This is a genomic window from Amycolatopsis sp. TRM77291 (assembly GCF_054166285.1).
The window spans coordinates 7,372,425-7,393,123 of the sequence record NZ_JBSZHF010000001.1; the positions used below are offsets into that span (position 1 = coordinate 7,372,425).

General features: G+C 68.0%; 23 protein-coding genes. 10 read left to right on the forward strand and 13 right to left on the reverse strand.

All coding sequences use genetic code 11. The annotated features are described in order from the left end of the window. Positions 1–48 precede the first annotated feature (48 nt). A complete protein-coding gene (locus tag ACXIZN_RS34385) occupies positions 49–852 on the forward strand; it encodes an amino acid ABC transporter permease (protein WP_063275315.1) in 804 nt (267 codons plus the stop codon). After that, complete coding sequence (locus ACXIZN_RS34390) at positions 849–1,604, forward strand: amino acid ABC transporter ATP-binding protein (protein WP_457959108.1); 756 nt, start codon at positions 849–851, stop codon at positions 1,602–1,604. The genes ACXIZN_RS34385 and ACXIZN_RS34390 overlap by 4 nt, the downstream gene beginning before the upstream one ends. Here ACXIZN_RS34390 and ACXIZN_RS34395 read toward each other — a convergent pair. From ACXIZN_RS34395 to ACXIZN_RS34415, 5 genes are all read right to left on the reverse strand, one after another. Beyond that, positions 1,601–2,344: an ESX secretion-associated protein EspG gene (locus ACXIZN_RS34395; RefSeq protein ID WP_457959109.1), complete on the reverse strand. Its 744-nt coding sequence runs from the start codon at positions 2,342–2,344 to the stop codon at positions 1,601–1,603. The genes ACXIZN_RS34390 and ACXIZN_RS34395 overlap by 4 nt on opposite strands. A 2-nt stretch (positions 2,345–2,346) precedes the next feature. Then, on the reverse strand, positions 2,347–3,558 hold the full coding sequence (locus ACXIZN_RS34400; protein WP_457959110.1) for a hypothetical protein: 1,212 nt from the start codon (positions 3,556–3,558) through the stop codon (positions 2,347–2,349). A 3-nt stretch (positions 3,559–3,561) separates the two neighbouring features. After that, positions 3,562–4,167 (reverse strand): DUF3558 domain-containing protein, encoded by a 606-nt coding sequence (locus ACXIZN_RS34405; protein ID WP_457959111.1) that lies wholly within the window; start codon positions 4,165–4,167, stop codon positions 3,562–3,564. After that, positions 4,167–4,673 carry a hypothetical protein gene (locus ACXIZN_RS34410; RefSeq protein WP_126736165.1) on the reverse strand — a complete coding sequence of 169 codons (507 nt, stop codon included), beginning with the start codon at positions 4,671–4,673 and terminating at the stop codon, positions 4,167–4,169. The genes ACXIZN_RS34405 and ACXIZN_RS34410 overlap by 1 nt, the downstream gene beginning before the upstream one ends. A gap of 244 nt (positions 4,674–4,917) precedes the next feature. Beyond that, on the reverse strand, positions 4,918–5,457 hold the full coding sequence (locus tag ACXIZN_RS34415; RefSeq protein WP_457959112.1) for a DUF3558 domain-containing protein: 540 nt from the start codon (positions 5,455–5,457) through the stop codon (positions 4,918–4,920). Positions 5,458–5,783: 326 nt separating this feature from the next. On the opposite strand from ACXIZN_RS34415, the gene ACXIZN_RS34420 reads away from it, so the two are divergent. Then, positions 5,784–8,129 carry an oxidoreductase gene (locus ACXIZN_RS34420; RefSeq protein WP_457959113.1) on the forward strand — a complete coding sequence of 782 codons (2,346 nt, stop codon included), beginning with the start codon at positions 5,784–5,786 and terminating at the stop codon, positions 8,127–8,129. A gap of 35 nt (positions 8,130–8,164) precedes the next feature. Then, complete coding sequence (locus ACXIZN_RS34425; protein ID WP_457959114.1) at positions 8,165–8,662, forward strand: SRPBCC family protein; 498 nt, start codon at positions 8,165–8,167, stop codon at positions 8,660–8,662. Here the strand turns inward: ACXIZN_RS34425 and ACXIZN_RS34430 are convergent. Further along, entirely contained in the window at positions 8,629–9,198 is a 570-nt protein-coding gene (locus ACXIZN_RS34430) for a hypothetical protein (protein WP_457959115.1), read from the reverse strand. The two genes, ACXIZN_RS34425 and ACXIZN_RS34430, sit on opposite strands and share 34 nt — an antisense overlap. A gap of 179 nt (positions 9,199–9,377) precedes the next feature. On the opposite strand from ACXIZN_RS34430, the gene ACXIZN_RS34435 reads away from it, so the two are divergent. Genes ACXIZN_RS34435 through ACXIZN_RS34445 form a run of 3 tightly spaced genes read left to right on the forward strand, consistent with a single transcriptional unit; the run spans position 9,378 to position 13,376 of the window. After that, complete coding sequence (locus tag ACXIZN_RS34435; RefSeq protein ID WP_457960677.1) at positions 9,378–11,186, forward strand: NHL domain-containing thioredoxin family protein; 1,809 nt, start codon at positions 9,378–9,380, stop codon at positions 11,184–11,186. A 40-nt stretch (positions 11,187–11,226) separates the two neighbouring features. Beyond that, positions 11,227–11,520, forward strand: a complete 294-nt coding sequence (locus ACXIZN_RS34440) for a GroES family chaperonin (protein WP_007032412.1) — start codon at positions 11,227–11,229, stop codon at positions 11,518–11,520. Between the two features lie 26 nt (positions 11,521–11,546). Next, entirely contained in the window at positions 11,547–13,376 is a 1,830-nt protein-coding gene (locus tag ACXIZN_RS34445) for a VanW family protein (RefSeq protein WP_457959116.1), read from the forward strand. Positions 13,377–13,379: 3 nt separating this feature from the next. Here the strand turns inward: ACXIZN_RS34445 and ACXIZN_RS34450 are convergent, their stop codons facing one another. The 6 genes from ACXIZN_RS34450 to mug form a co-directional block, all read right to left on the reverse strand. Beyond that, entirely contained in the window at positions 13,380–14,096 is a 717-nt protein-coding gene (locus ACXIZN_RS34450; protein WP_457959117.1) for a leucine-rich repeat domain-containing protein, read from the reverse strand. Positions 14,097–14,129: 33 nt separating this feature from the next. Beyond that, positions 14,130–14,426: a GlsB/YeaQ/YmgE family stress response membrane protein gene (locus ACXIZN_RS34455; protein ID WP_034314108.1), complete on the reverse strand. Its 297-nt coding sequence runs from the start codon at positions 14,424–14,426 to the stop codon at positions 14,130–14,132. Positions 14,427–14,497: 71 nt separating this feature from the next. Then, on the reverse strand, positions 14,498–14,773 hold the full coding sequence (locus ACXIZN_RS34460; RefSeq protein WP_457959118.1) for a GlsB/YeaQ/YmgE family stress response membrane protein: 276 nt from the start codon (positions 14,771–14,773) through the stop codon (positions 14,498–14,500). A gap of 124 nt (positions 14,774–14,897) precedes the next feature. Continuing rightward, positions 14,898–16,742 (reverse strand): acyl-CoA dehydrogenase, encoded by a 1,845-nt coding sequence (locus ACXIZN_RS34465; protein ID WP_360957068.1) that lies wholly within the window; start codon positions 16,740–16,742, stop codon positions 14,898–14,900. A gap of 139 nt (positions 16,743–16,881) precedes the next feature. Next, the gene (locus ACXIZN_RS34470; protein WP_457959119.1) at positions 16,882–17,682 is read right to left on the reverse strand and encodes a response regulator transcription factor; all 801 of its coding nucleotides are present in this window, start codon (positions 17,680–17,682) and stop codon (positions 16,882–16,884) included. A 281-nt stretch (positions 17,683–17,963) separates the two neighbouring features. Beyond that, the gene (gene mug / locus ACXIZN_RS34475; RefSeq protein WP_457959120.1) at positions 17,964–18,515 is read right to left on the reverse strand and encodes a G/U mismatch-specific DNA glycosylase; all 552 of its coding nucleotides are present in this window, start codon (positions 18,513–18,515) and stop codon (positions 17,964–17,966) included. Positions 18,516–18,543: 28 nt separating this feature from the next. On the opposite strand from mug, the gene ACXIZN_RS34480 reads away from it, so the two are divergent. Both ACXIZN_RS34480 and ACXIZN_RS34485 read left to right on the forward strand, forming a co-directional pair. After that, the gene (locus ACXIZN_RS34480) at positions 18,544–19,197 is read left to right on the forward strand and encodes a class I SAM-dependent methyltransferase (RefSeq protein WP_457959121.1); all 654 of its coding nucleotides are present in this window, start codon (positions 18,544–18,546) and stop codon (positions 19,195–19,197) included. Positions 19,198–19,293: 96 nt separating this feature from the next. Then, the gene (locus tag ACXIZN_RS34485) at positions 19,294–19,470 is read left to right on the forward strand and encodes a hypothetical protein (RefSeq protein ID WP_185927304.1); all 177 of its coding nucleotides are present in this window, start codon (positions 19,294–19,296) and stop codon (positions 19,468–19,470) included. Here the strand turns inward: ACXIZN_RS34485 and ACXIZN_RS34490 are convergent. Beyond that, positions 19,411–20,058, reverse strand: coding sequence for a VanZ family protein (locus tag ACXIZN_RS34490; protein ID WP_457959122.1), 648 nt, complete (start codon positions 20,056–20,058; stop codon positions 19,411–19,413). The genes ACXIZN_RS34485 and ACXIZN_RS34490 overlap by 60 nt on opposite strands. 150 nt (positions 20,059–20,208) lie before the next feature. On the opposite strand from ACXIZN_RS34490, the gene ACXIZN_RS34495 reads away from it, so the two are divergent. Further along, positions 20,209–20,685, forward strand: coding sequence for a GNAT family N-acetyltransferase (locus ACXIZN_RS34495; protein ID WP_457959123.1), 477 nt, complete (start codon positions 20,209–20,211; stop codon positions 20,683–20,685). Positions 20,686–20,699: the final 14 nt, after the last annotated feature.

Here is a 20,699-nt window from a genome sequence, read left to right on the forward strand (position 1 = left end):
GCCCAGCGCACCGGCCACAGGCTTGTCACCACTTGTTTGAGGAGAGAAATGGCTTTGAGCCGCCGCCAGCGACGTTCGGCGTTCCGGACCGGGCAATACGTCCTGCTGCTGGTGATCGTCATCGTGCTCGCGCTGCTGGCCGACTGGAGCAAGATCGGCAAGGCGTTCTTCGATCTCGAAGTCGCCGCCAAGCAGTTCCCGGACGTCATCACGGTCGCGCTGAAGAACACCGTCATCTTCACCGCGCTGGGCTTCGCGCTCGGCCTCGGGCTGGGCCTGTTGCTCGCCCTCATGAGACTTTCGTCGGTCGGCCCGTACCGCTGGTTCGCGCGCGGGTACATCGAATTCTTCCGCGGCCTGCCCGCGTTGCTGATCTTCCTCGCGGTCGGCATCGGCGTGCCGACGGCGTTCAACACGAACCTGCCGCGCAATATCGCGATCATGCTGGCGCTGGGCATCGTGTCGTCCGCGTACATGGCTGAGACCATCCGAGCCGGTATCCAGGCGGTGCCGCGTGGGCAGGTCGAGGCGGCGCGTTCGCTCGGCATGTCGCCCGCCCGCACGATGATCACCGTCGTGATCCCGCAGGCCTTCCGGATCATCCTGCCGCCGCTGGCCAACGAGCTGATCATGCTGACGAAGGACTCGTCGCTGGCGTTCCTGCTCGGCACCACCCCGGCACAGCAGGAACTCGCGCAGTTCAGCCGTCAGGCGCTGCTGGAGGCCAAGGGCCTGACCCCGATCGTCGTCGCCGGTCTGTGCTACCTGGTCATCACCATCCCGCTGTCGATCCTGCAGCAGCGGCTAGAGAAGAAATACGGAGCCGGAGTGCCCGGCGGAGGAACGGTATGAGCGGCCAGACGATCGTCGAAGTTTCGGGACTGCACAAGGCGTTCGGCGAGCTCGAGGTGCTCAAGGGCATCGACCTGCGGGTCGAGCGCGGCCAGGTCGTCTGCATCATCGGCCCGTCGGGTTCCGGCAAGTCGACGTTGTTGCGCTGCGTCAACCTCCTCGAAGAGCCGCAGCAGGGCAAGATCGTGGTCAACGGCAGCGAGATCACCGATCCGGACGTCGACATCGACGGCGCCCGCACGAAGATCGGCATGGTCTTCCAGTCGTTCAACCTCTTCTCGCATCTGAGCGTGCTCGAAAACCTCACCGTCGCGCAGCGCAAGGTGTTGAAGCGCGGCAAGGACGAGGCGGAGCGCGTCGCGCGGGAGAACCTCGCGAAGGTCGGGCTGGCGGAGAAGGAGTCCTCGCTGCCGACTCAGCTTTCCGGCGGGCAGCAGCAGCGCGTCGCGATCGCGAGGGCACTGTCGATGAACCCGGACGTCATGCTGTTCGACGAACCGACATCGGCGCTGGACCCCGAACTGGTCGGCGATGTCCTCGCGGTCATGCGGCAGCTCGCGCAAGAGGGCATGACGATGCTCGTCGTCACGCACGAAATGCAGTTCGCCCGCGAGGTGGCCGACATCGTGCTTTTCATGGACGGCGGCGTCGTCGTCGAGCAGGGCTCGCCCGACCAGGTGATCGGGGACCCGCAGGAGGAGCGCACTAAGACGTTCCTCTCGCGGGTCCTGAACCCGAACCACCAGGGCTAACGCCCGCGGAGCTGCGACTCCAGCTGGACGACCTTCGAGACGATTTCGTGCGGCCCGGCGCCCATGAGGCTCACCCAGCCCTTGGCGTCCGGGCCGAACACGACGCGGCCGTGTTCGGTGTCCATCCAGCCCGGTGGTCTCTCGACGCGTTTCCGGTTGCCGGCACCGTCACGGATGGCGACGTAAAGCCTGCCGAAGAAGGTGTGCGGCGACCGGATCCACTGGAGGATCTTCTTGGCGTCGCGGATGCTCGGGCTGGTGCCGGTCAGCATCTCGCCCTTCATCAGGACCTGCAGATCGGCTTCCGAACAGTTCAAGGACGGTGTGCGCGCCGGAACGGCCTCGGGGAGGAGACCGGTGAAATCCTGCGCCAGCGTGTCCGGCCGCGTCGGTGTCAGGTAGACGACCTGGTCGACCAGAACGACGTTGACCGCTTCCCGGCCACTACCCGCGGCGCGAACGGTCCGTTCACGCCCCTCGGACTTCACCCACGAGTAGTACTCCACCGCCGGCCGCTGCAGGAAGCGCAGTGTGTCGAGGAATTCGTCGTCGATCCGGCCACGGGTGAGCAGCCCTTGTCCGTCCAATTCGGACTGTGCGGTGGCCGCGAGCTCGCGACGTTCCTCGGGCAGGTACCACTGCGCGCCGCGAACGAGCGTCGGATGGATGTCGCCGAGATTGTGTTGGTCCAGCAGGGTTTCGTAGGTCTGGAGCGTCAGCTCGACGGGTTTCCGCAGCACGATTACGCGCCGATCACCGGCGGAACCGGCTTGTCCCCGTCGTAACCGCCGAAGAGGGAGTCGCCGTCCTCTTCCTGCAGCGTGATCTTGCGCTGGTGCTCTTCGTCCTCGGCGCCCTTGCCCTTACCGGCACCGGCACCCATGCCGCCGCCACCCATGCCGGGCGCGCCGGGCCTTCCCGCCGCCGGACCACCCGCCGGCGTGCCCGCCGGTCCGCGCATCGCGCCTTCGCCGGGCATGGCGGCGCCGACGCCACGACCGGGCCCCATGCTCCCCGGCCCGCCGGTCGACCCACCGGGCCCGAACCCGCCGCCGGGCCCGAAACCGCCGCTGAACCCGCCCGTTCCCGGGCCGAATCCGCTGCCGCCACCAGGTCCAGGGCCGCCGGGGCCGGGCCCGAAGCCGGGCGGGCGGTGATCGCCCGGCCGCCCCTGGGTCCCGCGGTCCCACTGGGACAGCTTGGTCCGATCGTTCGGCTCCGACGACGGCAGCGGTCGGGGGACCTGCGGAACCCTCGGCGGCTGCGGAACCTGCGGCGGCCTCGGCGCCTGATACCCCTCCGCTCCCGGAGGCGCGCTGTAGGAACTCGGCCCGCCGGTGTACCCACCGGGACCGCCGTGCCGCCCGGAGTCGCCGGGCCCGCCACTGAACCCGCTGACCTTGGTCTGACCGGGATCGATCGGATCCGGCGTGATCGGCCCCGATGAAACGTTCGGATCGTGCGCGGCCGGATAGGCCGGCGCGAGCGACTGCTGCCGCGGCTGAGTGCTCTGGTAATACGGCTCGTAGATCTCGACGTTGTGCTTCGTGTCCGCGTCGAACTTCGCCGCCGCGATCTCGTCGTCACTCGCGCCGATGGACAAGACGTCCTCGGGCCCGCTGTCCCCCGCGCGCTCCTTCTCGACCGGACGCACATTGCCGCGCGTGTAATGGAAAGAGGCGTTCTGGTCGAACATCGACTGGCGGGCGCGATCCATGTTCTCGCCCGCGATCTTGGAGGTCGCGATGAGCGGGGCCAAGCCTGCTGTTCCGGAGTCGGCTGCTTTGCCTTTCCAGAAGGAACTGAGCGCGGTTTGGCTGTTTTCTAGAGTGACGCTCATCCTGTGATGGACGTCCATCAAAGTGTGAGAGGCCTGCTGCGCCCTGTCCAGAGTGCCCGTGGTGTCGGGGTTGGCGTTGAGCTTGGTGTAGATCTCCCAACCGCTGTAGGTCATGGCCTACGCCCCTTTGAGGTTCTTGATCGCCGCCGCCGCTACCTTGGTCGCCATTCCACAGGGATCGGAATACGAAGGATGGTCGCTGCCGAGCCGCGGAATGACGGTGTAAACGAGGTCGTCCCGAATGCCGACAGCGAGGGTGCAGGTCCCCGGGCCTTCACCGCCATTCGCGTAGACAACAGCTGGGTACCCGTCAACTTGTTCGACCGGCTTGAAGGTCGTCAAACCTCCGGTTGCGTTCTGTGCGTAGAGAGAGCTGAGGCCGTCCTTGTTGCCGGCGACAAGTCCGGCACTGACGGTGTTCGCCCCTTTGGTGAAGATCCAAGCGCATGCTTTGCCCATGGTCAGGTTCTCTTGTTCGGAGCGTTCGACCTTGCCGCCGAGTGATTCGACCTCAGCCGTGGGGATAGCCGCACACGGGTCGGATTCGAACTGGGCGGTGTTCGCGATCGGATTCGCGACGGCCGGGGCGCCGTTCGACGGAAGACCCGTCGAGGAAGGAGCGCTGGTCGGCGTGGGCGTGCCGGACTTCTGGTCGCTGCAGCCACTGAGAAAAGCAATCGAGCTCAACGCCGCTATGGTCAGGAGTGTGGCCTTGGGTCGCATCAGTCGATCTTTCCAATCTGGCGGAGCGCGTCGATCGCGGCTTGGTCTTGCTCTTGATAAGCGGTCCGTATTTGGATCAAGGTCTCGACGTAGGCGCGGGTGTACTGCTCCGCACCCTGGAGGAAGCTCTTGTATTCGGTGCCGGACTTATTCGCTGCGGCCGTGTAGCCCTGGCTGCCGACCTCGTCCCCCGGTGGCTTTATCTGGTCCAGCCATACGGCTTCGTTCTGGGCAAGCCTGAAATCGTCCTTCAGGCAGTCCTCAAGGGACTTGATCACGCTGTCCATGGCCTCCGGGTCGAACTCCCAGCCGCCGTTCGCCGAGGCGGCCGCGAAGTCGGCCTTTGCCTGGCCGGCGCCGAGATTGCGGTAGTCCGGCGGCGGACCAGGCGGTGGCGGTGCCGCCGCGGCGCCCTGGATCAACCCCGAGCCCTGTGGCGGTGCCTGCGGCGGCGTGGTGTTCAGCTGGTCGTAGACCCCTCGAGGGCCGCTTCCCGGTCTGGTCATGTCGTGCCTCCCCGCACGGGCCGCGATGGGGCGCGACCTACCCGTAGTTCCCTACCGACTCCAACCGGTGACGATAGCAGCAGGTAAACCGTTGATCAGCACCTTCGTGAAGATCGCCATCGAAAGATGGTTCGCTCGGTCCGATCTGGCGCACTTCGTCCTGGATGGCCCTTTTTCGGATGTCTCGCCGGGCTTAGAAGGAGGCAGACGCGGTATCCCCTCCGAATGAAGCGAGTCGGCGAGCTTAAGCGCCGACGAAGTTCCTGATCGCCGCTGCCGCGACCTTGGTCGCCATCCCGCATGGGTCCGAGTAGGAAGGGTGGTGGTCGGTCAGGCGTGGGATGACGGTGTAGACGAGGTCATCTCGAACACCGACGGCGAGGGTGCAGTTCCCTTTGCCTTCGCCGCCATTGGCGTAGATGACTGCTGGGTACCCATCGACCGGATCGACCGGTTTGAAGGTGGTGAGGCCACCAGTTGCGTTCTGTGCGTAGAGCGCGCTTAGACCGTCCTTGTTCCCAGTGACGAGACCAGCGCTAAGGGTATTCGGCGCTTCTTGGAAGACCCAGGCGCTGGCGTTCCCCATGGTCAGGTCGTCAACTCGCGTCCTCTTGACCTTGCCGCCGATCGCCTCGATCTCGGCGGCGGGAATGGCGCTGCCGGGTCCGCCTCGACAGCTGGCGTGGCGGTGATCGGTTTCGCCACCGCCGGAGCTCCATCGGACGGAAGCCGTGGCGCAGACGGCGAACTCGTCGTCGCCGTGCCGGTCACCTGTGTGCCGCAACCATCGCTCAAGAGCGATGCTGCCGCGGCCAAGACCAAGAAACGCTTCATGTCGTGCCTCCCCGCACGGGCCGCGAAGGGCGCGACCTACCCGTAGTCCGTCACCGACTGCGCTGAGTGACCCCATCAGTGAACCAAGGAACCCGCGGCCGATCCGTCCAAGATCACCGCCCCGAACCCGAACGGCCTGGTCCGGCGCCCGGGGCGGCCGTTCTGCCGTCGTAGGCACGTGGCAGGTTCCGGTCTGATGTCCTGGGCCACTTGCGAATCCCGTGCGTGATCGGCTTCGCTGGTGGCCGAGGAACGACGGGGGAGGGAAGCGAGACGATGCCGGGTTTTCGGCGCAACAACGGGCCGCGCGATCCGGGCGAAGGCGACCAGAACGGTGACACGTCGCTGCCGCCGCTCGACCCGTTCGATCCGAACCCCGACAAGCGGTACGAGGTCCCGGCGTCCGAGCTGATGAAGCCGGGCACGACGGGGCTGCTCCGCTGGCGTCGCCAGGCGACCAACGCGCCGATCGTGCAGGTCGAGGACGCGTACATCACCGGGACGCTCGATCTGCGCGCGGCCGACATCAAGTATCTGTTCCGCTTCGAGCGGTGCCGGTTCGAGCATCCGCCGGACGTCCGTGAGGCTCATCTGCTCGGGCTCGTGTTCCGCAAATGCTGGCTGCCCGGGCTCAAGGCGCGCAATCTCCGCACCCGCAACGACGTCCGCCTCATCCGCAGTGTCGTGCACGTCGACGCCGAGCACGAGCTCGAGGAGACCACGGTCCAGCGCGGCGACGATCGCGAGCGCGGGATGCCGAACGCGGCGGTCAACCTCACCGACGCGGTCATCGAGGGATCGGTCGTGCTGACCCGCACGGTGATCACCCATCCGCGCGGCAAGGCGATCCAGGCCGACCGGGTCAACATCGTGGGTGCGCTGCTGGCGTATCGGCTGGTGGCCAATGGGGAAGTCCGCATTCCGGGGATGCGCGCCGGCGGTAACGTCAATTTCTCCGGCGCGACGTTGAACAACCGCGACGGCTTCGCGCTCAACGGAAACGGGATCCACATCGGTGGCAGCCTGTTGTGCGAGGTGGACAACTACGGTCCCGCCGCGCAGCGGAAACGCTTCTCCGCCAGTGGGATCATGTTCCTGCCGAGCGCCACTGTGGACAGTGACATCATCTTCCGCGAGGCCAAGCTCTCGGTGAACCAGTCGGGGCCGATCGTCGTCGACGCGTGGAAGTCGAACGATCCGTACATCGATCCGCGGCCTGCGCTGGTCGCGGATCGCTCGACGGTCAAGGGGAACCTCGAGCTGAGCGACGGTATGCAGGCGACCGGGACGCTGCGGATGGTCAACGCCCGGATCGGCGGTTCGCTGCGGCTCGCGGGTGCCGAGGTCCAGGTCGTCCGCGGGCAGAGCATTCCTTACTACGACCGCGCGATCCACCTCGACGGGACGACCATCGGCGGTGATCTGGAGGCGACGAGCCTGCGGGTGCCGTCCGGGCAGTTGCGCATGGCCGACATCACCGTCGGCGGCAACGTGCTGGCGTGGAACTCGATGTTCCTGCATCCGCGCCGCGACGTCTTCTCCGCGCGGCGCGCGAAGGTCGCGGGCAACTTCCAGCTCACCGACGCGACCGTCCAGGGCACCTTGCGGTTGCAGGGCGCCGAGATCGGCGGCAGCGTGAACCTCTTCGGCACGAGCCTGACCGAGCCCGGCGCCCGCACGCGCACCAGCTATTCACTGGACGTCCGCACCGCGCGGATCGGCCGGGACCTGATCCTCACCGAGAACAAGGAGCGCCCGTTCGTCGCGCAGGGCGGGGTCAACCTCGACGGCGCACAGGTCGCGCGGCGCGTCGACTTCCGCGGCGCGCGGCTCGGTTCCCTGCCACAGCACGGGATCGCGCTCGACGGCAGCGACGTCTCGGCCGACGAATTCCTGCTCACGCCCGGCGTCCCGCCGGACGGCCGGATCGTGCTGCGGCGCGCGCATTGCGGGACGCTGGGCGACAACGAGGCGTTCTGGGCGTCGGCGAGCGGGATCGAGCTGGAGGATTTCCGTTACGACGCACTGCAAGAGGACATCGCGCTCGACGACGACCGGGCGATCGACCATCGGATCGCGTTGCTGCGCAAGGCGATGGACGGCTACCGCCCAGGACCGTACGACCAGCTGGCGGCGACGCTGCGCGCGTCCGGTAATGAAGAGCACGCCTCCACGGTGCTGCTGAAGAAACAGCAGTTCCGGTACGAGGCGCTCGCGAAGGGCTTCAAGTTCTTCGGACCCGGTGTGCACGTGTGGAGCTGGTTGCAGCGGTCGATGGTCGGCTACGGCTTCCGGCCGGTGCGGGCGCTCGGCTGGCTGCTGACGCTGCTCGTGCTGGGAAGCCTGTGGTTCGGGCTCGGGGTCGACGACTGCGTCACCAATCCCAAGCTGACGGTGAGCGGGCCGCGGTGCCTGGTCAACCAGGACGACACCGGGCTCCAGTGGAACCCGGTGCTGTACACGATCGACCTACTGGTCCCGATCGTCGACTTCGGCAATAAGTCGCGCTGGTACATGCACGGCATGGACAACTGGGTCGCGGCCGGGTTCACCGCCTCCGGCTGGGTGCTGGCGACGACGGTCGCGGCCGGTATCAGCCGGATGCTCCGCCGCGACAACTGAGGGTATTTCACATACCCTCAGTACGGAGGTATGTGATGACGCAGCGCAGCGCCACCGGCAAGATCGCGATCGCCGCCCCGCCAGAGAAGGTGTACGCCCTGGTCAGCGACCCGGGCGCGCTCGCGGACATGGCCGAGGAGTACGAAGGGTACCGATGGGTCGGTGCGGCGAAGGAACCCGCCGTCGGCGCGAGGTTCCGCGGCCGAAACCGCCGCGGGATCCGTCGCTGGAGCACCCTCTCGACCATCACCGACGCCGACGAGGGCAAGCGGTTCGCGTTCGAGGTGACCACGTTCGCCGGTCTTCCCGTTTCGCGCTGGCAGTACGACATCGAGGCGACGGATGACGGTTGCGTGGCCGTCGAAAGCACGTGGGACCGGCGGCCTGCCTGGCTGCGCGGGCCGACGTCGCTGTTCACCGGGGTCTGGAAGCGGGACGACGCCAACCGGGCGAACATCGCCGCGACGCTGGCCCGGCTGAAGGCCGCCGCCGAGTCCGCTCACTCCACGAATCGCGACCAGAACTCGATCTGACGCGGCCCGCCGGGCGGCGGGGTGCCCAGCGGCTGGCCGCAGAAGTCGTGCCGGAGGTATCCCCGCAGGTCGTAGCCGTAATAGACGATGTCGGTCTGATACACCGACAGCACCGGATATCCCTGGCTCCCGGCGATCCCCGGCAGATACCGGTGCCCGCAGACCGGCACGAGCTGAGGGGCGAGCGCCAGATGCGAGCGGGCCCGCGAAAGCGCGTCGGCGAGGTCGATCGGGCGCATGCCCCAGTCCGGCAGCCAGAAGCCGTTGTGTTCGACGTCGTACAGCACCCCGTCGACCGGCCAGTCGAGGCGTTTTCGCAGCTGGTCGGGGTTGCCGCAGCGCCAGTCCGGCCAGCGGTCGCCGATCGGCACCCCGGCGGACAGGAAGGTGCGGTGGTCGGCGGCGAACCGGAAGCCGAAGCGGGCTTCGACGTCGTCGAGCTCGGCCTCGCTCAACCCGGGACGCACGGGTTCGGCCAAGCTCGCCTGGAGGTCGTGTGCCTCCTCGATGGTGAAGGCGTGCTCAACAGTGGACATGTGTTCGAGCCTAAGTCGCGTGACTCGAACACGCCTTCTCTTTTAACACCACTCCCTCATCACCCACATGAGGCTCCTCCCCTGGGGTGAGCTCGCCCTCTCAACGCCTGGACGTCGGAACAGCACGGCCGGGCGTGTAGTTCACTCATGTCGTGACTTCCCCACGAACGCAGTCCCGCGTGCGGGCGCCCGAGCTCGACGGCGACGTGTGGCTCAACACCGGCGGCGAGCGGATCACGCTCGCCGGGCTGCGCGGCCGCGTCGTCCTGCTGGACTTCTGGACCAGTGGCTGCATCAACTGCCTGCACGTGCTGGACGAGCTGCGCCCGCTGGAGGCCGAGTTCGCCGACGTCATGGTGACCATCGGCGTGCATTCGCCCAAGTTCCTGCACGAGGGCGAGGCTGCCGCGATCGAGGCCGCCGTGCGGCGCTACGAGGTGCACCACCCGGTGCTCAACGACCCGAAGATGGCCACCTGGTCGCAGTACGCGGTCAAGGCGTGGCCGACGCTGGTCGTCGTCGACCCCGAGGGTTACGTCGTGCACGTCGCCGCCGGTGAGGGGCACGCCGAGGCGCTGCGCCGGGTGATCGCCGACCTCGTCGCGACCCACGAGGCCAAGGGCACGCTGCGCCGCGGCGGCAGCCCGTACGTCCCGGTCGAGGAGCAGCGCACCGAGCTGCGCTTCCCGAGCAAGGCCGTCACCACCGCCGAAGGCCGCATCCTGGTCGCCGACACCGGCAACCATTCCATCGTCGAGTTCGCGTCCGACGGCGAGACGATCATCCGCCGCTTCGGCAGCGGCCGGCGCGGCGCGCAGGACGGGCCGTTCGACCTGGCGAGCTTCACGGAGCCGTCCGGGATCACCCTGTTGCCGTACGAGGTCGCCGAGCGCGCGGGCTACCACGCCGTCGTCGCCGACACGGCCGGTCACCGCCTGCGCGGTATCGACCTGATCACCGGCGAGGTCTCCACGGTCGCCGGCACCGGCCGCCAGTGGCGCGACGGCGTCGACACCGGCAAGGCGCTCGACATCGACCTCACCAGCCCCTGGGACGTCGCCTGGTGGGGCCCCGCGGGCGGCGTCGTGGTCGCCATGGCGGGCAACCACACCCTGAGCGTGTTCGAGCCGGTCTCGGGCAGCATTCGCCGCTTCGCCGGCACGACCGTCGAAGGCCTGCGAGACGGCGACGTCCACGAAGCGTTCTTCGCCCAGACGTCCGGCCTCACGCCCGACGGGCGGAAGCTGTGGCTCGCGGACGCGGAGACGTCGGCGCTGCGCTGGATCCAGCCCGAGGGCGAGACGTTCACCGTGCACACCGCGGTCGGCGTCGACCTGTTCTCCTTCGGTCACGTCGACGGCCCCGCCGACAAGGCGCTCCTGCAACATCCGCTCGGCCTCGCCGTGCTGCCCGGAGACACCATCGCGATCGCCGACACCTACAACGGCGCGGTCCGCCGCTACGACCCGCTCACCCGCCAGGTGACCACGCTCGCGACCGGTCTCGCGGAGCCGTCCGGTCTGCTCGTGCACGACGGCGAACTGCTGGTCGTCGAGTCCGCGGCCAACCGCATCGGGCCGGTGCAGCTCGATGAGCAGGCGGTGGCGGGCGACGCGCACGCGGTCCGCCGTCCGCCGACCGTGCTGGCGCCGGGTGAACTGGAGTTCTCCGTCGTCTTCACCCCGCCTCCGGGGGAGAAGCTCGACGACCGGTTCGGCCCGTCGACGCGGCTGGAGATCAGCGCGTCGCCACCGGAACTGCTCGCCGACGGCGCCGGGGTGGGCACGGACCTGTTCCGCAAGCTCCGCTTCGCCGAGGGCGTCTCCGGCGGTGTCCTGCAGGTCGTCGCGCAGGCCGCCAGCTGTGATGACGGCGGCGAGCACCCCGCTTGCCGCATCACCCGCCAGGACTGGGGCGTGCCGGTGCGGTTCGAAAAGGGCGGAGAAACCGCGCTGAGCCTGGTCATGGCCGGGGATCCGGGTAAGTAGAGTCGTACCTGTGTCAGATCGGCCGAAACTCGAGATTCAGATGCTGCAGGACAGGGTGCTCGTGAAGCTGTCCCCCGAGGACGGAGAGCGCCGGAGTTCGGGCGGCATCGTCATCCCCGCCACCGCGCAGGTCGCGCGGCGCCTCGCGTGGGGTGATGTACTGGGCGTGGGCAACAGTGTGCGGAACGTCAAGACCGGTGACCGTGTGCTGTTCAACCCGGACGACCAGCACGAGGTCGAGATCCAGGGCGAGGGGCACCTGGTGATGCGGGAGCGCGACATCCACGCCGTGGCGACCGAACGGACCGAACACGGCACGGGTTTGTACTTGTAGCTCGGCTGCGGGAGGGGTGGGGAGAGTTGGCACGCGATGGGCAAGACGACCTGTTCACCGACGACCTCCTCCCGGACTCCGACCAGGGCCTGGTGGACGAGCTCTTCGAGGGCGACCGGGTGGTCCAGCCGCCGCCCACGCCCGCGTCGAAGCTCCGCAGGGGGCTCGGCAAGGCCCTCATGGTCACCGGGGTGCTCATGGGCCTCTTCGTGGTCGCGTACGCGGTCGATCTGATCGTCAGCGCCGGGGACGTCCCGCGCGGGGTCACGGTCGCGGGGATCGACGTCGGCGGCCTCACGCACAAGGAGGCCGAGTCGAAGCTCCGCCGTGAGCTGGAGCCCAGGCTGATCGAGCCGGTGCGCGTGCGGGCGGGTGACGTCCGGACGGTGCTGTACCCGACGTCGTCCGGTCTCGGCCTGGACTGGCCGCAGACGCTGGGGCGCGCCGGTCACCAGCCGCTGAGCCCGTACACACGGCTGATGTCGTTCTTCAGCAGCCGTGAGGTCGGCGTCGTCACCTGGACCGACGCGCCGAAGCTCGAAAAGGCCGTCTCGGACCTCGCCGCCGCACAGCTGAACCGCCCGCCGGTCGAAGGGAACATCACGTTCCAGCCCGTCGCGGGCACCGACGGCGGTGTCGTCCCGGCCGCGGTCGAACCGCGGCACGGGCAGGCGCTCGCCGACGTCAAGGAGGCGGTCGCCGCGGTCACCGACCGCTGGCTGAGCGACGGAGGTGTCGAGCTGAAGGTGAACGTCGCGCCTGTGAAGGCGACTTCGCCCGGCGTGCACGCCGCGCTCGTCAAGATCGTCGTGCCCGCGGTCGCGAAGCCGCTCGTCATCCGCGGCGAAGGCAAGGACGCGACGCTGAAGCCGAACACGATCGCGGCGTCGTTCCAGTTCGCCGCACGCGACGACGGCAACCTCGAAGTCCGCATCGACCAGGGCAAACTGCGCGCAGCCGCGCAGCCTCAGCTCAAGGAGACCGAGACCGACGGGGCGGACGCGCAGATCGTCTTCGTCGGAGACCGGCCGGCCGTGCAGCCGTCGAAGGACGCGCGGAAGGTCAACTGGGACCTCACGTTCTCGTCGCTGACCTCGGTGCTCGCGAAAAGCGAAGAGCGGGAGCTCAGGGCGGTCTACGACGCCAGCAGCCCGGCCGTGAGCACGGACGCGGCGAACGTCCTCGGCATCAACGAGATCATCGGCGAATTCACCACCTCGGGCCTGAACGGACCGGCGATGACGAACGTGCAGGCGTTGGCGAGCCGGGTCTCCGGCGCCATCGTGAAGCCGAACGAGACGTTCAGCCTCGGCGCGCGGTCCGGGGCGAGGACGGCGGACGCGGGCTACGTCCCCGCTCCGGTGAACGAAGACGGCACCGGGCCGGTCGTGGTCGGCGGCGGCGTCTCCCAGCTCGCGACGACGCTCTACAACGCCGCGTACCTGGCGGGGCTGGCCGACGGCGGGCATCTGGAACACGACCACTACCTCGACCGCTATCCGGTCGCGCGTGACGCCAAAGCGATCAACAACGACGGCTCGCCGGTCGAGCTGCAGATCGTCAACGACGCCCCGACCGGGATCGCGATCCAGGTGCTCCCCGCCAACGGTTCGGTGACCGTGCGGATCTGGGGTACCAAACGGTTTTCGGTGCAGAGCGCCGGCGGCGAGCGGCACTCCTACGTCCCCCAGCCGGTGCAGATGGGATCGGGGCCCGGCTGCGTGCCGGACCCCGGGGCGGCCGGGTTCAGCACCTCGGATACCCGCGTGCTGATCGACGTCGTCACCGGGACGGAGGTCCGGCGGGAGACCCGCAACGCGACCTACTCGCCGCGGGCCACGGTCATCTGCGCCTGAGGCTCACCGCAGCACCATGCAGCCACGCGCCTCGAAGTCCGCTAGCCACGACGGCTCCCGCAACTCCTTGTTCCAGCGCAGATCCAGTTTGTCCAATTTGGACAGCCGGGTGATGGACGACGGCAGCGAGGTCAGCTTGTTCTCGCGCAGATCCAGCTGACGCAAGTCGCTCAGCTCCCCGATCGAGGACGGCAAGGACGTCAGCAGGTTCTTCCGCAGATGCAGCTCGCGCAGCGCGGAAAGCGTCCCGATGGACTCCGGCAGTTCGGTCAGCCCGTTGCCGTACAGGCGGAATTCCCGCAACGAGGCCAGCCCGGAGAGGTCATCCGGAAGAGTGGGAATGCGGTTGTCCGTGCAGCCCAGATATTTCAGCCGCCCGAGCGAACAGAGCGCGGCGGGGAATTCGGTGAGCCGGTTGTCGCTCACGTAGAGGTATTCGGTCAGCCCGGACAGCTCACCGAGTTCGTCCGGCAGCGTCGCAAGCTCGTTGTGCCCCAGATCCAGCGTGTGCAGATTCCGCAGGGCGCCGATCGCGGGCGGGATGGCGGTCAGCCGGTTGGCGGCGAGATTCAGCACGCGGAGCCCGGACAGTGACCACAGCTCGTCGGGAACGGACGTCAGCCGGTTGTCGTACAGGTCCAGGTGCTCGAGCGAGGCAGGGAGGGAGGTGCCGGGCAGGGAGGTCAGCCCCTGGCCACTGAGATCGAGTCGAGTGGTCACAGGGGCCGACCTTAGGCGATATACCAGCCGTGATCAGGTCACGGCGCGGTGCCCGCCGCCCTTCACCTTCGCGTAGATGGCGGCCGCGGCGATGACGCCGACGACGGCCGCGCCGACCTGGAAGGCGTGCCGGATCCAGTCGATGCCCGGGGTGTCACGGACACCGAACACGCCGGCCAGCCAGTTGCCGATGAAAGCGGCGACGATACCGACCACGATCGTCAGCCACATCGGGATCTTCTGATCGCCGGACGCCAGCATCCGGCCGATGACACCGAGGATCAGCCCGACCACGATCGTGGTGATGATGCCCCAAAGGCCACCCAACATGGTTCCTCCTTCGCTGGAGATCGATGAGCCCACGGTGACACCGATTCGGGCTCATCGCGCCTCAAGACCCCTTACCGGGTGACACTTCGGCGTCCGTAGAGGTTCGCGGCCAGGGTCACTCCGATACCGGCGAGGACGATCTGGGTGATGAGTTCGAGCCAGTCGAAGCCGTTCGTGTCCGCGTAGCCGAGTCCACGGGCGATCGCCGTACCGATGAAGGCGGCGACGATACCGACGACGATGGTCAGCCAGATCGGGATGGACTGCTTGCCGGGCGCGAAGAACCTGCCGAGCACCCCGAGGATCAAACCGACCACGATCGCCGTGATGATGCCGGTGACTGTCATTGAGACTCCTTTGCCGAGGTCTCCGCCAACGGGCGGACTCAGCACGGAAATTCCCCCGGAGATCCCGCTCGAAACCACGAAGAGCCCCCTCCTGGCCGGAGAGGGCTCTTCGTCACGAAAACGTTTAGAACGCGGCCTCGGGGATGTCCATGAGGCTGTTGTCCGCGGCCTCGACGATCGCGCGGCGCGACGTCAGCTCCGGCAGCACGTTCTTCGCGAAGAACGACGCCACCGCGAGCTTGCCTTCGTAGAACGGGACGTCCTTCGCGGACGCGCCCGCGTCGAGCTTGCCGATGGCGACCTCGGCGTGCTTGATGAGCTGCCAGCCGATGAGCAGGTCGCCGACCGACATCAGCAGGCGGACCGTGTGCTGGCCGACCTTGTTGATGTTCTGCGGGTCTTCCTGCGACGAGGTCAGGTAGCCGATCAGCGAGCCGAGCATGCCCTGGGTGTCTTCCAGCGCCTGCTTGAGGAGGCCGCGCTCGTTCTTGAGCCGCCCGTTGCCGATCTCCGACTCGATGGTCTTCGTGATCTCCCCGGCGACGTAGGCCAGCGAAGCGCCCTTGTCGCGGACGATCTTGCGGAAGAAGAAGTCCAGCGACTGGATGGCCGTGGTGCCTTCGTACAGCGAGTCGATCTTCGCGTCACGGATGTACTGCTCGATCGGGTAGTCCTGCAGGAAGCCCGACCCGCCGAGGGTCTGCAGCGACTGCACGAGCTGCTCGGTCGCGCGCTCGGAGCCGACGCCCTTGACGATCGGCAGCAGCAGGTCGTTGACGCCGTGCGCGATCTTCTGCGAAGCCTCGTCGCCCTCGCCGGTCCACACCTGGTCCTGGAAGGTCGCCGTGTACAGGTACACCGCGCGCAGGCCCTCGGCGTACGCCTTCTGCAGCATCAGCGAGCGGCGGACGTCCGGGTGGTGGGTGATGGTGACGCGCGGCGCCGCCTTGTTCAGCATGTTCGGCAGGTCGGCGCCCTGGACGCGCTCCTTGGCGTACTCGAGCGCGTTGAGGTAACCGGTCGACAGCGTCGCGATGGCCTTCGTGCCGACCATCATGCGGGCGTACTCGATGACCTGGAACATCTGCGCGATGCCGTCGTGCACCTCGCCGAGCAGCCAGCCCTTGGCGGGCGTGCCGTGCTGGCCGAAGGTCAGCTCGCAGGTGGTGGAGGCCTTGATGCCCATCTTGTGCTCGACGTTGGTGACGAAGGCGCCGTTGCGCTCGCCCAGCTCACCGGTCTCGCCGTCGAAGTGGAACTTCGGCACCAGGAAGAGCGAAAGGCCCTTGGTACCGGGCTTGGTCTCGATGCCGGGGCCCTCGGGACGGGCCAGCACCAGGTGCATGATGTTCTCGACCATGTCGTTCTCGGCCGAGGTGATGAACCGCTTCACGCCGTCGATGTGCCAGGAGCCGTCCTCCTGCTTGACGGCCTTGGCGCGGCCGGCGCCGACGTCGGAACCGGCGTCGGGCTCGGTGAGCACCATGGTGGCGCCCCAGCCGCGGTCGATCATGATCTGCGCCCAGCGCTTCTGCTCGTCGGTGCCGTTCTTGTCGACGATGCCGGCGAAGTTCGGGCCAGCCATGTACATGAACAGCGGCGCGTTGGCACCGAGGATCAGCTCTGCCGCGGCCCACTGCACGGTCGGGGGCAGGCCGAAGCCGCCCAGCTCGTTCGGCAGGCCCAGCCGCCACCATTCGCCGTCCATCAGCGCCTGGTAGCTCTTCTTGAACGACTCGGGGATCTTCACCGAGAAGGTCTTCGGGTCGTACACCGGCGGGTTGCGGTCCGCGTCGGCGTACGAGTCGGCGAGGGGACCGGAAGCGAGCTTGTTCAGCTCGGTCAGCACGCCGCGGGCGGTCTCCTCGTCGGATTCCGCGAGGACGCCCTTGCCGAGGCGGTCCTGCACGCCGAGTACCTCGAAGAGGTTGAACTCCAGGTCTCGGACGTTGCTCTTGTAGTGGCCCATTTCGTCACTCCAATGTGTTCGGCTCCCCGGCCGGGCACACGTCCCCTACTCGCCGGTAACTTCAGGATATTACCTGTGGGTAACCGGCGGCAAGTGAATGGCCACTGTTGTGATGTGTAAATCAGCAATACGGGGGGGCTCAGCGGGATGACGGCGCGATCGAAGAGGCGGCGGGCGTTTCGGCCGGGGTGTGCCCGTCGTCCGGGTTCGCCACCAGGATGCCGGAGCGGAACGCGATCGTCACCGCGTGTGTCCGGTCACGGGCGGAAAGCTTGCGCAAGATGCTCTTGACGTGCGTCCGCACCGTTTCCACGGACAGGAACAGGATCTTCGCGATCCCGGAGTTCTCCAGTCCCTCCGCCACCAGCTGCAGGACTTGGTACTCGCGGCGGGACAGCGGCATCAGGCCGCGCGCGATCGCCGGTTTGGGGGCGTCACCCGGCTTGGGGAGCACGGGCTGGCGTTTCGGCCGCGCGGTCAGCGCCGCCAGCGTCGGGTCGATGTAGCGGCGGTCGCTGTGCGCGCGCCGGATCGCCTCGGCCAGATGCCGCCCGTCGGTCGCCCGCGGCACGATCGCGTGCACGCCCGCCGCGATCGCCGCGGCGAGGTACTGCTGGGTGCGGTTGGTGTCCCGGATCATCGTGATGATGACCAGCGCCGGGTCGCCGCCGCTGAGCAGGCGGGACAGATGGCAGTTCGGGTCGAGCGCCGAATCCAGCACGATGACGTCCGGTTTGAGCTGTTCGCACAGCTGGAGCGCCGCGTGATGGCTCGCCGCGTGCCCGAGCCACTGCAGGCCCGGCGTGCGGTGGACCAGTGAGCTCAGGCCCTCGCAGAAGATCGGGATCGGATCGACGGCGGCCACGCCGAGTCCGCGGCCGCCTGGCGACAGTCCACCAGGCCTGCCGGCCTGCGTTCGGTTCGGCTCGATGCTTCGCATCACGGACCCCTCCGTTTTCCTGCCCGCCATCTCCGGACGAGAGGACTCGCGAGTCCATTCGGTGACCACCGCCCCCCGGCGTGGTCACCCTCGTCAACCGGTCCCCCTGCGGGACCGGACAGAGATGACACCTCGTAACTATTACGAGTCAGTAGGCCGGAGCACGTGACGCGATATCCCCCTCATAGATGTATCGCCCCGTCGCGGCAAACTCTGCGTATCGGCTGGTTGTGGATCTCTGGCTCGAATGAGCGTGCCGAGGGTGGAAGTTGACACGTTCACTACTCAGAGTGGACTTCGGCGCGAAGGCGGCCGAATTCGTCTCCGAGCGCCGCGGGGGTCCAATGTGCGTTCAGCCCGCTGGGATTGGGCAGGACCCAGACCCGTGCCCCGCCGATCTCGCCATCCTGCGGGCCGACCTTCGCCTTCGGCAGGCCGAACGCCGTCCGGAAGGCCGTGATCCCGACCACGGCGAGCCAGCGTGGCCGGTATTCGGCGACCCTCGCCGTGAGGAGGCGCCCGCCTTCGCGGAATTCGTCCGGGGTCAGCTCGTCGGCCCGTGCCGTCGTCCGCGCGACGACGTTTGTGATGCCGAGGCCCAGACCGAGCAGTTCGTGCTGTTCGCTGGGATCGAGCAGGCGCGGGGTGAAGCCGCCGCGGTGCAGCGCGGGCCAGAACCGGTTCCCCGGCCTGGCGAAGTGCAGGCCGAGCGCGCCCGAGTAGAGACCGGGGTTGATCCCGCAGAACAGCACGTCCAGATCGGGCGCGATGACGTCGTCGATGGTCTTGCCGTAGGCGGCGGCCAGCTCTTCCTTGCTCGGTTTCGTCCTCACCCCGCCAGTTTCCGGCACGCTGGCGGGTATGGATGAGGGGGCGTTCACGGCCGACGGCTGCCCGGTCGAGGTGTACCGGCTGCTGCCGCCCGGCGACGAGCCCGGGATCGTGCACGCGGCGATCCCGGAAGGCGCCTCGATCCTGGAGCTCGGCAGCGGCGTCGGGCGGATCACGCACGCGCTGCTGGACCTGGGGCATCCGGTGGTCGCGGTGGACGACTCGCCGGAGATGCTCGCCCACGTCCGCGCGGACAAGGTGTGTTCGAAGATCGAGGAACTGCGGCTCGACCGGGACTTCGATGCCGTGCTGCTCGGCAGTCACCTGGTCAACTCCGCCTCCGCGGTCGATCGCGAGGCTTTCCTGTCCACCGCTCGAGCCCATGTCACACCCGGCGGCCGGGTGCTCGTCGAATGGCATCCGCCGGAGTGGTTCGAGTCGGTGCGCGATGGCCAGGGCGGCACGCTCGGCCGGGTCGGCGTCCGGCTCGACCGGGTTGTCCGCGACGGCGACCTGCTGTCGGCCGTCGTGCGGTACTCGGCGGCGGGCCGGTCCTGGAGTCAGCCCTTCACCTGCCGCCGGCTGGACGCCGAGGCGCTGAACGGCGCCCTGACCAGGGCGGGCCTGGTCTTCGAGCGCTGGTGTGCCGACGACCGCACCTGGTTCTCGGCGACCCCCGCGTGACCTGGGACACCCACTTTCGTCTCAAGGGGTGGTCAACTCACCACGATGTGCGTACTGTTTGTGATCTCGCACACAAGGTCGTATCGAGGAGGCGTTTTGCAGCTCTCGCTCATCCTCGGCCTGGTCGCGTTGATCTTCGTGGTGGCCACCGTGCTGGTGATCGCGGAAGACCGGCGGGCCGCGCGGCGCGCGGCCCAGCGACGGCAGGCGAGGCTAGCGGACCTTGGCGAGGTCGATCCGCTCGCCACGCGGCGGCTGCATCTCGACCGTTGAGGGAACAGGCTTCCGCACGAGGCTGAGCAGCAGCGCCCCGGCGATCCAGCCGAGCATCGCGCCGCCGGTGTTGTTGAGCAGGTCGTCGACGTCGAAGATCCGGTAGACGTAGGGCGCGGTGCCGAAGTTCGCGGTCAGCTGCGTGATCTCGATCAGCAGCGACGCGGCGAGCCCGATCAGCGTCGTGCCGATGAGGCCGCGCTTCCACAGTGTCCTGGCGAAGAAGCCGAGCGGGACGAACAGCAGCACGTTCATGGTGGCCTGCTGGAAGGTCTGGGTGGTGAACCAGTCGGCCATCGGCAGCCCGTGCTTGAGCAGTTCGGTGTGGATGTCGGCGACCCACTGGAACGGGTTCAGCTGCACGGTCTGGCTCAGCCGTTTGAAGCCGGGGCCGGGCAGCGGCAGGAAGGTCACCGCCAGGGTCATGGTGGCGTAGAGCAGCACGGCGGCCGTGGTCAGGACGGGACGAAGCCGCACCCGGCCGTGCCGCGCGTGCAGGACGATCAGCTGCGGGATCAGCACCGTCGCCCAGAGGGCGAAGAAGCCGATCAAGCCGTACTGCAGGGCGGTGACCTGTGCGTTCGTCATGACCACGACGTTATGGATCAGGCGGGTGCGGCCACTTCGGTCGAAGGGCCGCCGCTGCCGGGGCCGGATCGGCCGAGTGGCCGACCCTGATCTTGGCCGATCGGCGATATTCGTTCCCTGATCCGCCGCCGGACGTGGGATTCTGCCCGGATGGTGCTCGTTCGACGGCTCATCCCCGCGGACCTCGACGTCTTCCGTGAGATCCGGCTGCGTGCCCTGATGGACACGCCCGAGAACTACGGCTCGATCGCCGCGGCCGAACGCGCGCAGTCCGACGAGGAGTGGCTCGCGAAGCTGGCCGGGGACGCCTGGTTCGCCGCCTTCGACGACGGGCGCGCGGTGGGTCTCGTCGCCGGGCGGGCGCGCGACGATGGCTGGATCCTCTACTCGATGTGGGTCGCGCCCGAAGCCCGCCGCCGGGGATTGGGCACCAGGCTGATGGATGAAGTGCGGTCCGCCGCCGAGGAAGACGGCGCGCGCGAGGTGTGGCTGCACGTCGCGGAGGACAACGACCACGCGCGGCGGCTGTACCTGCGGCTCGGATTCATCGCGACGGGGGAACTGGAGCCGATGCCGAACGACGTCACCCGGCGGCGTGAGCGTCTCTATCTGCCTGTCGCCATGTGACGTTTGCCTATCGT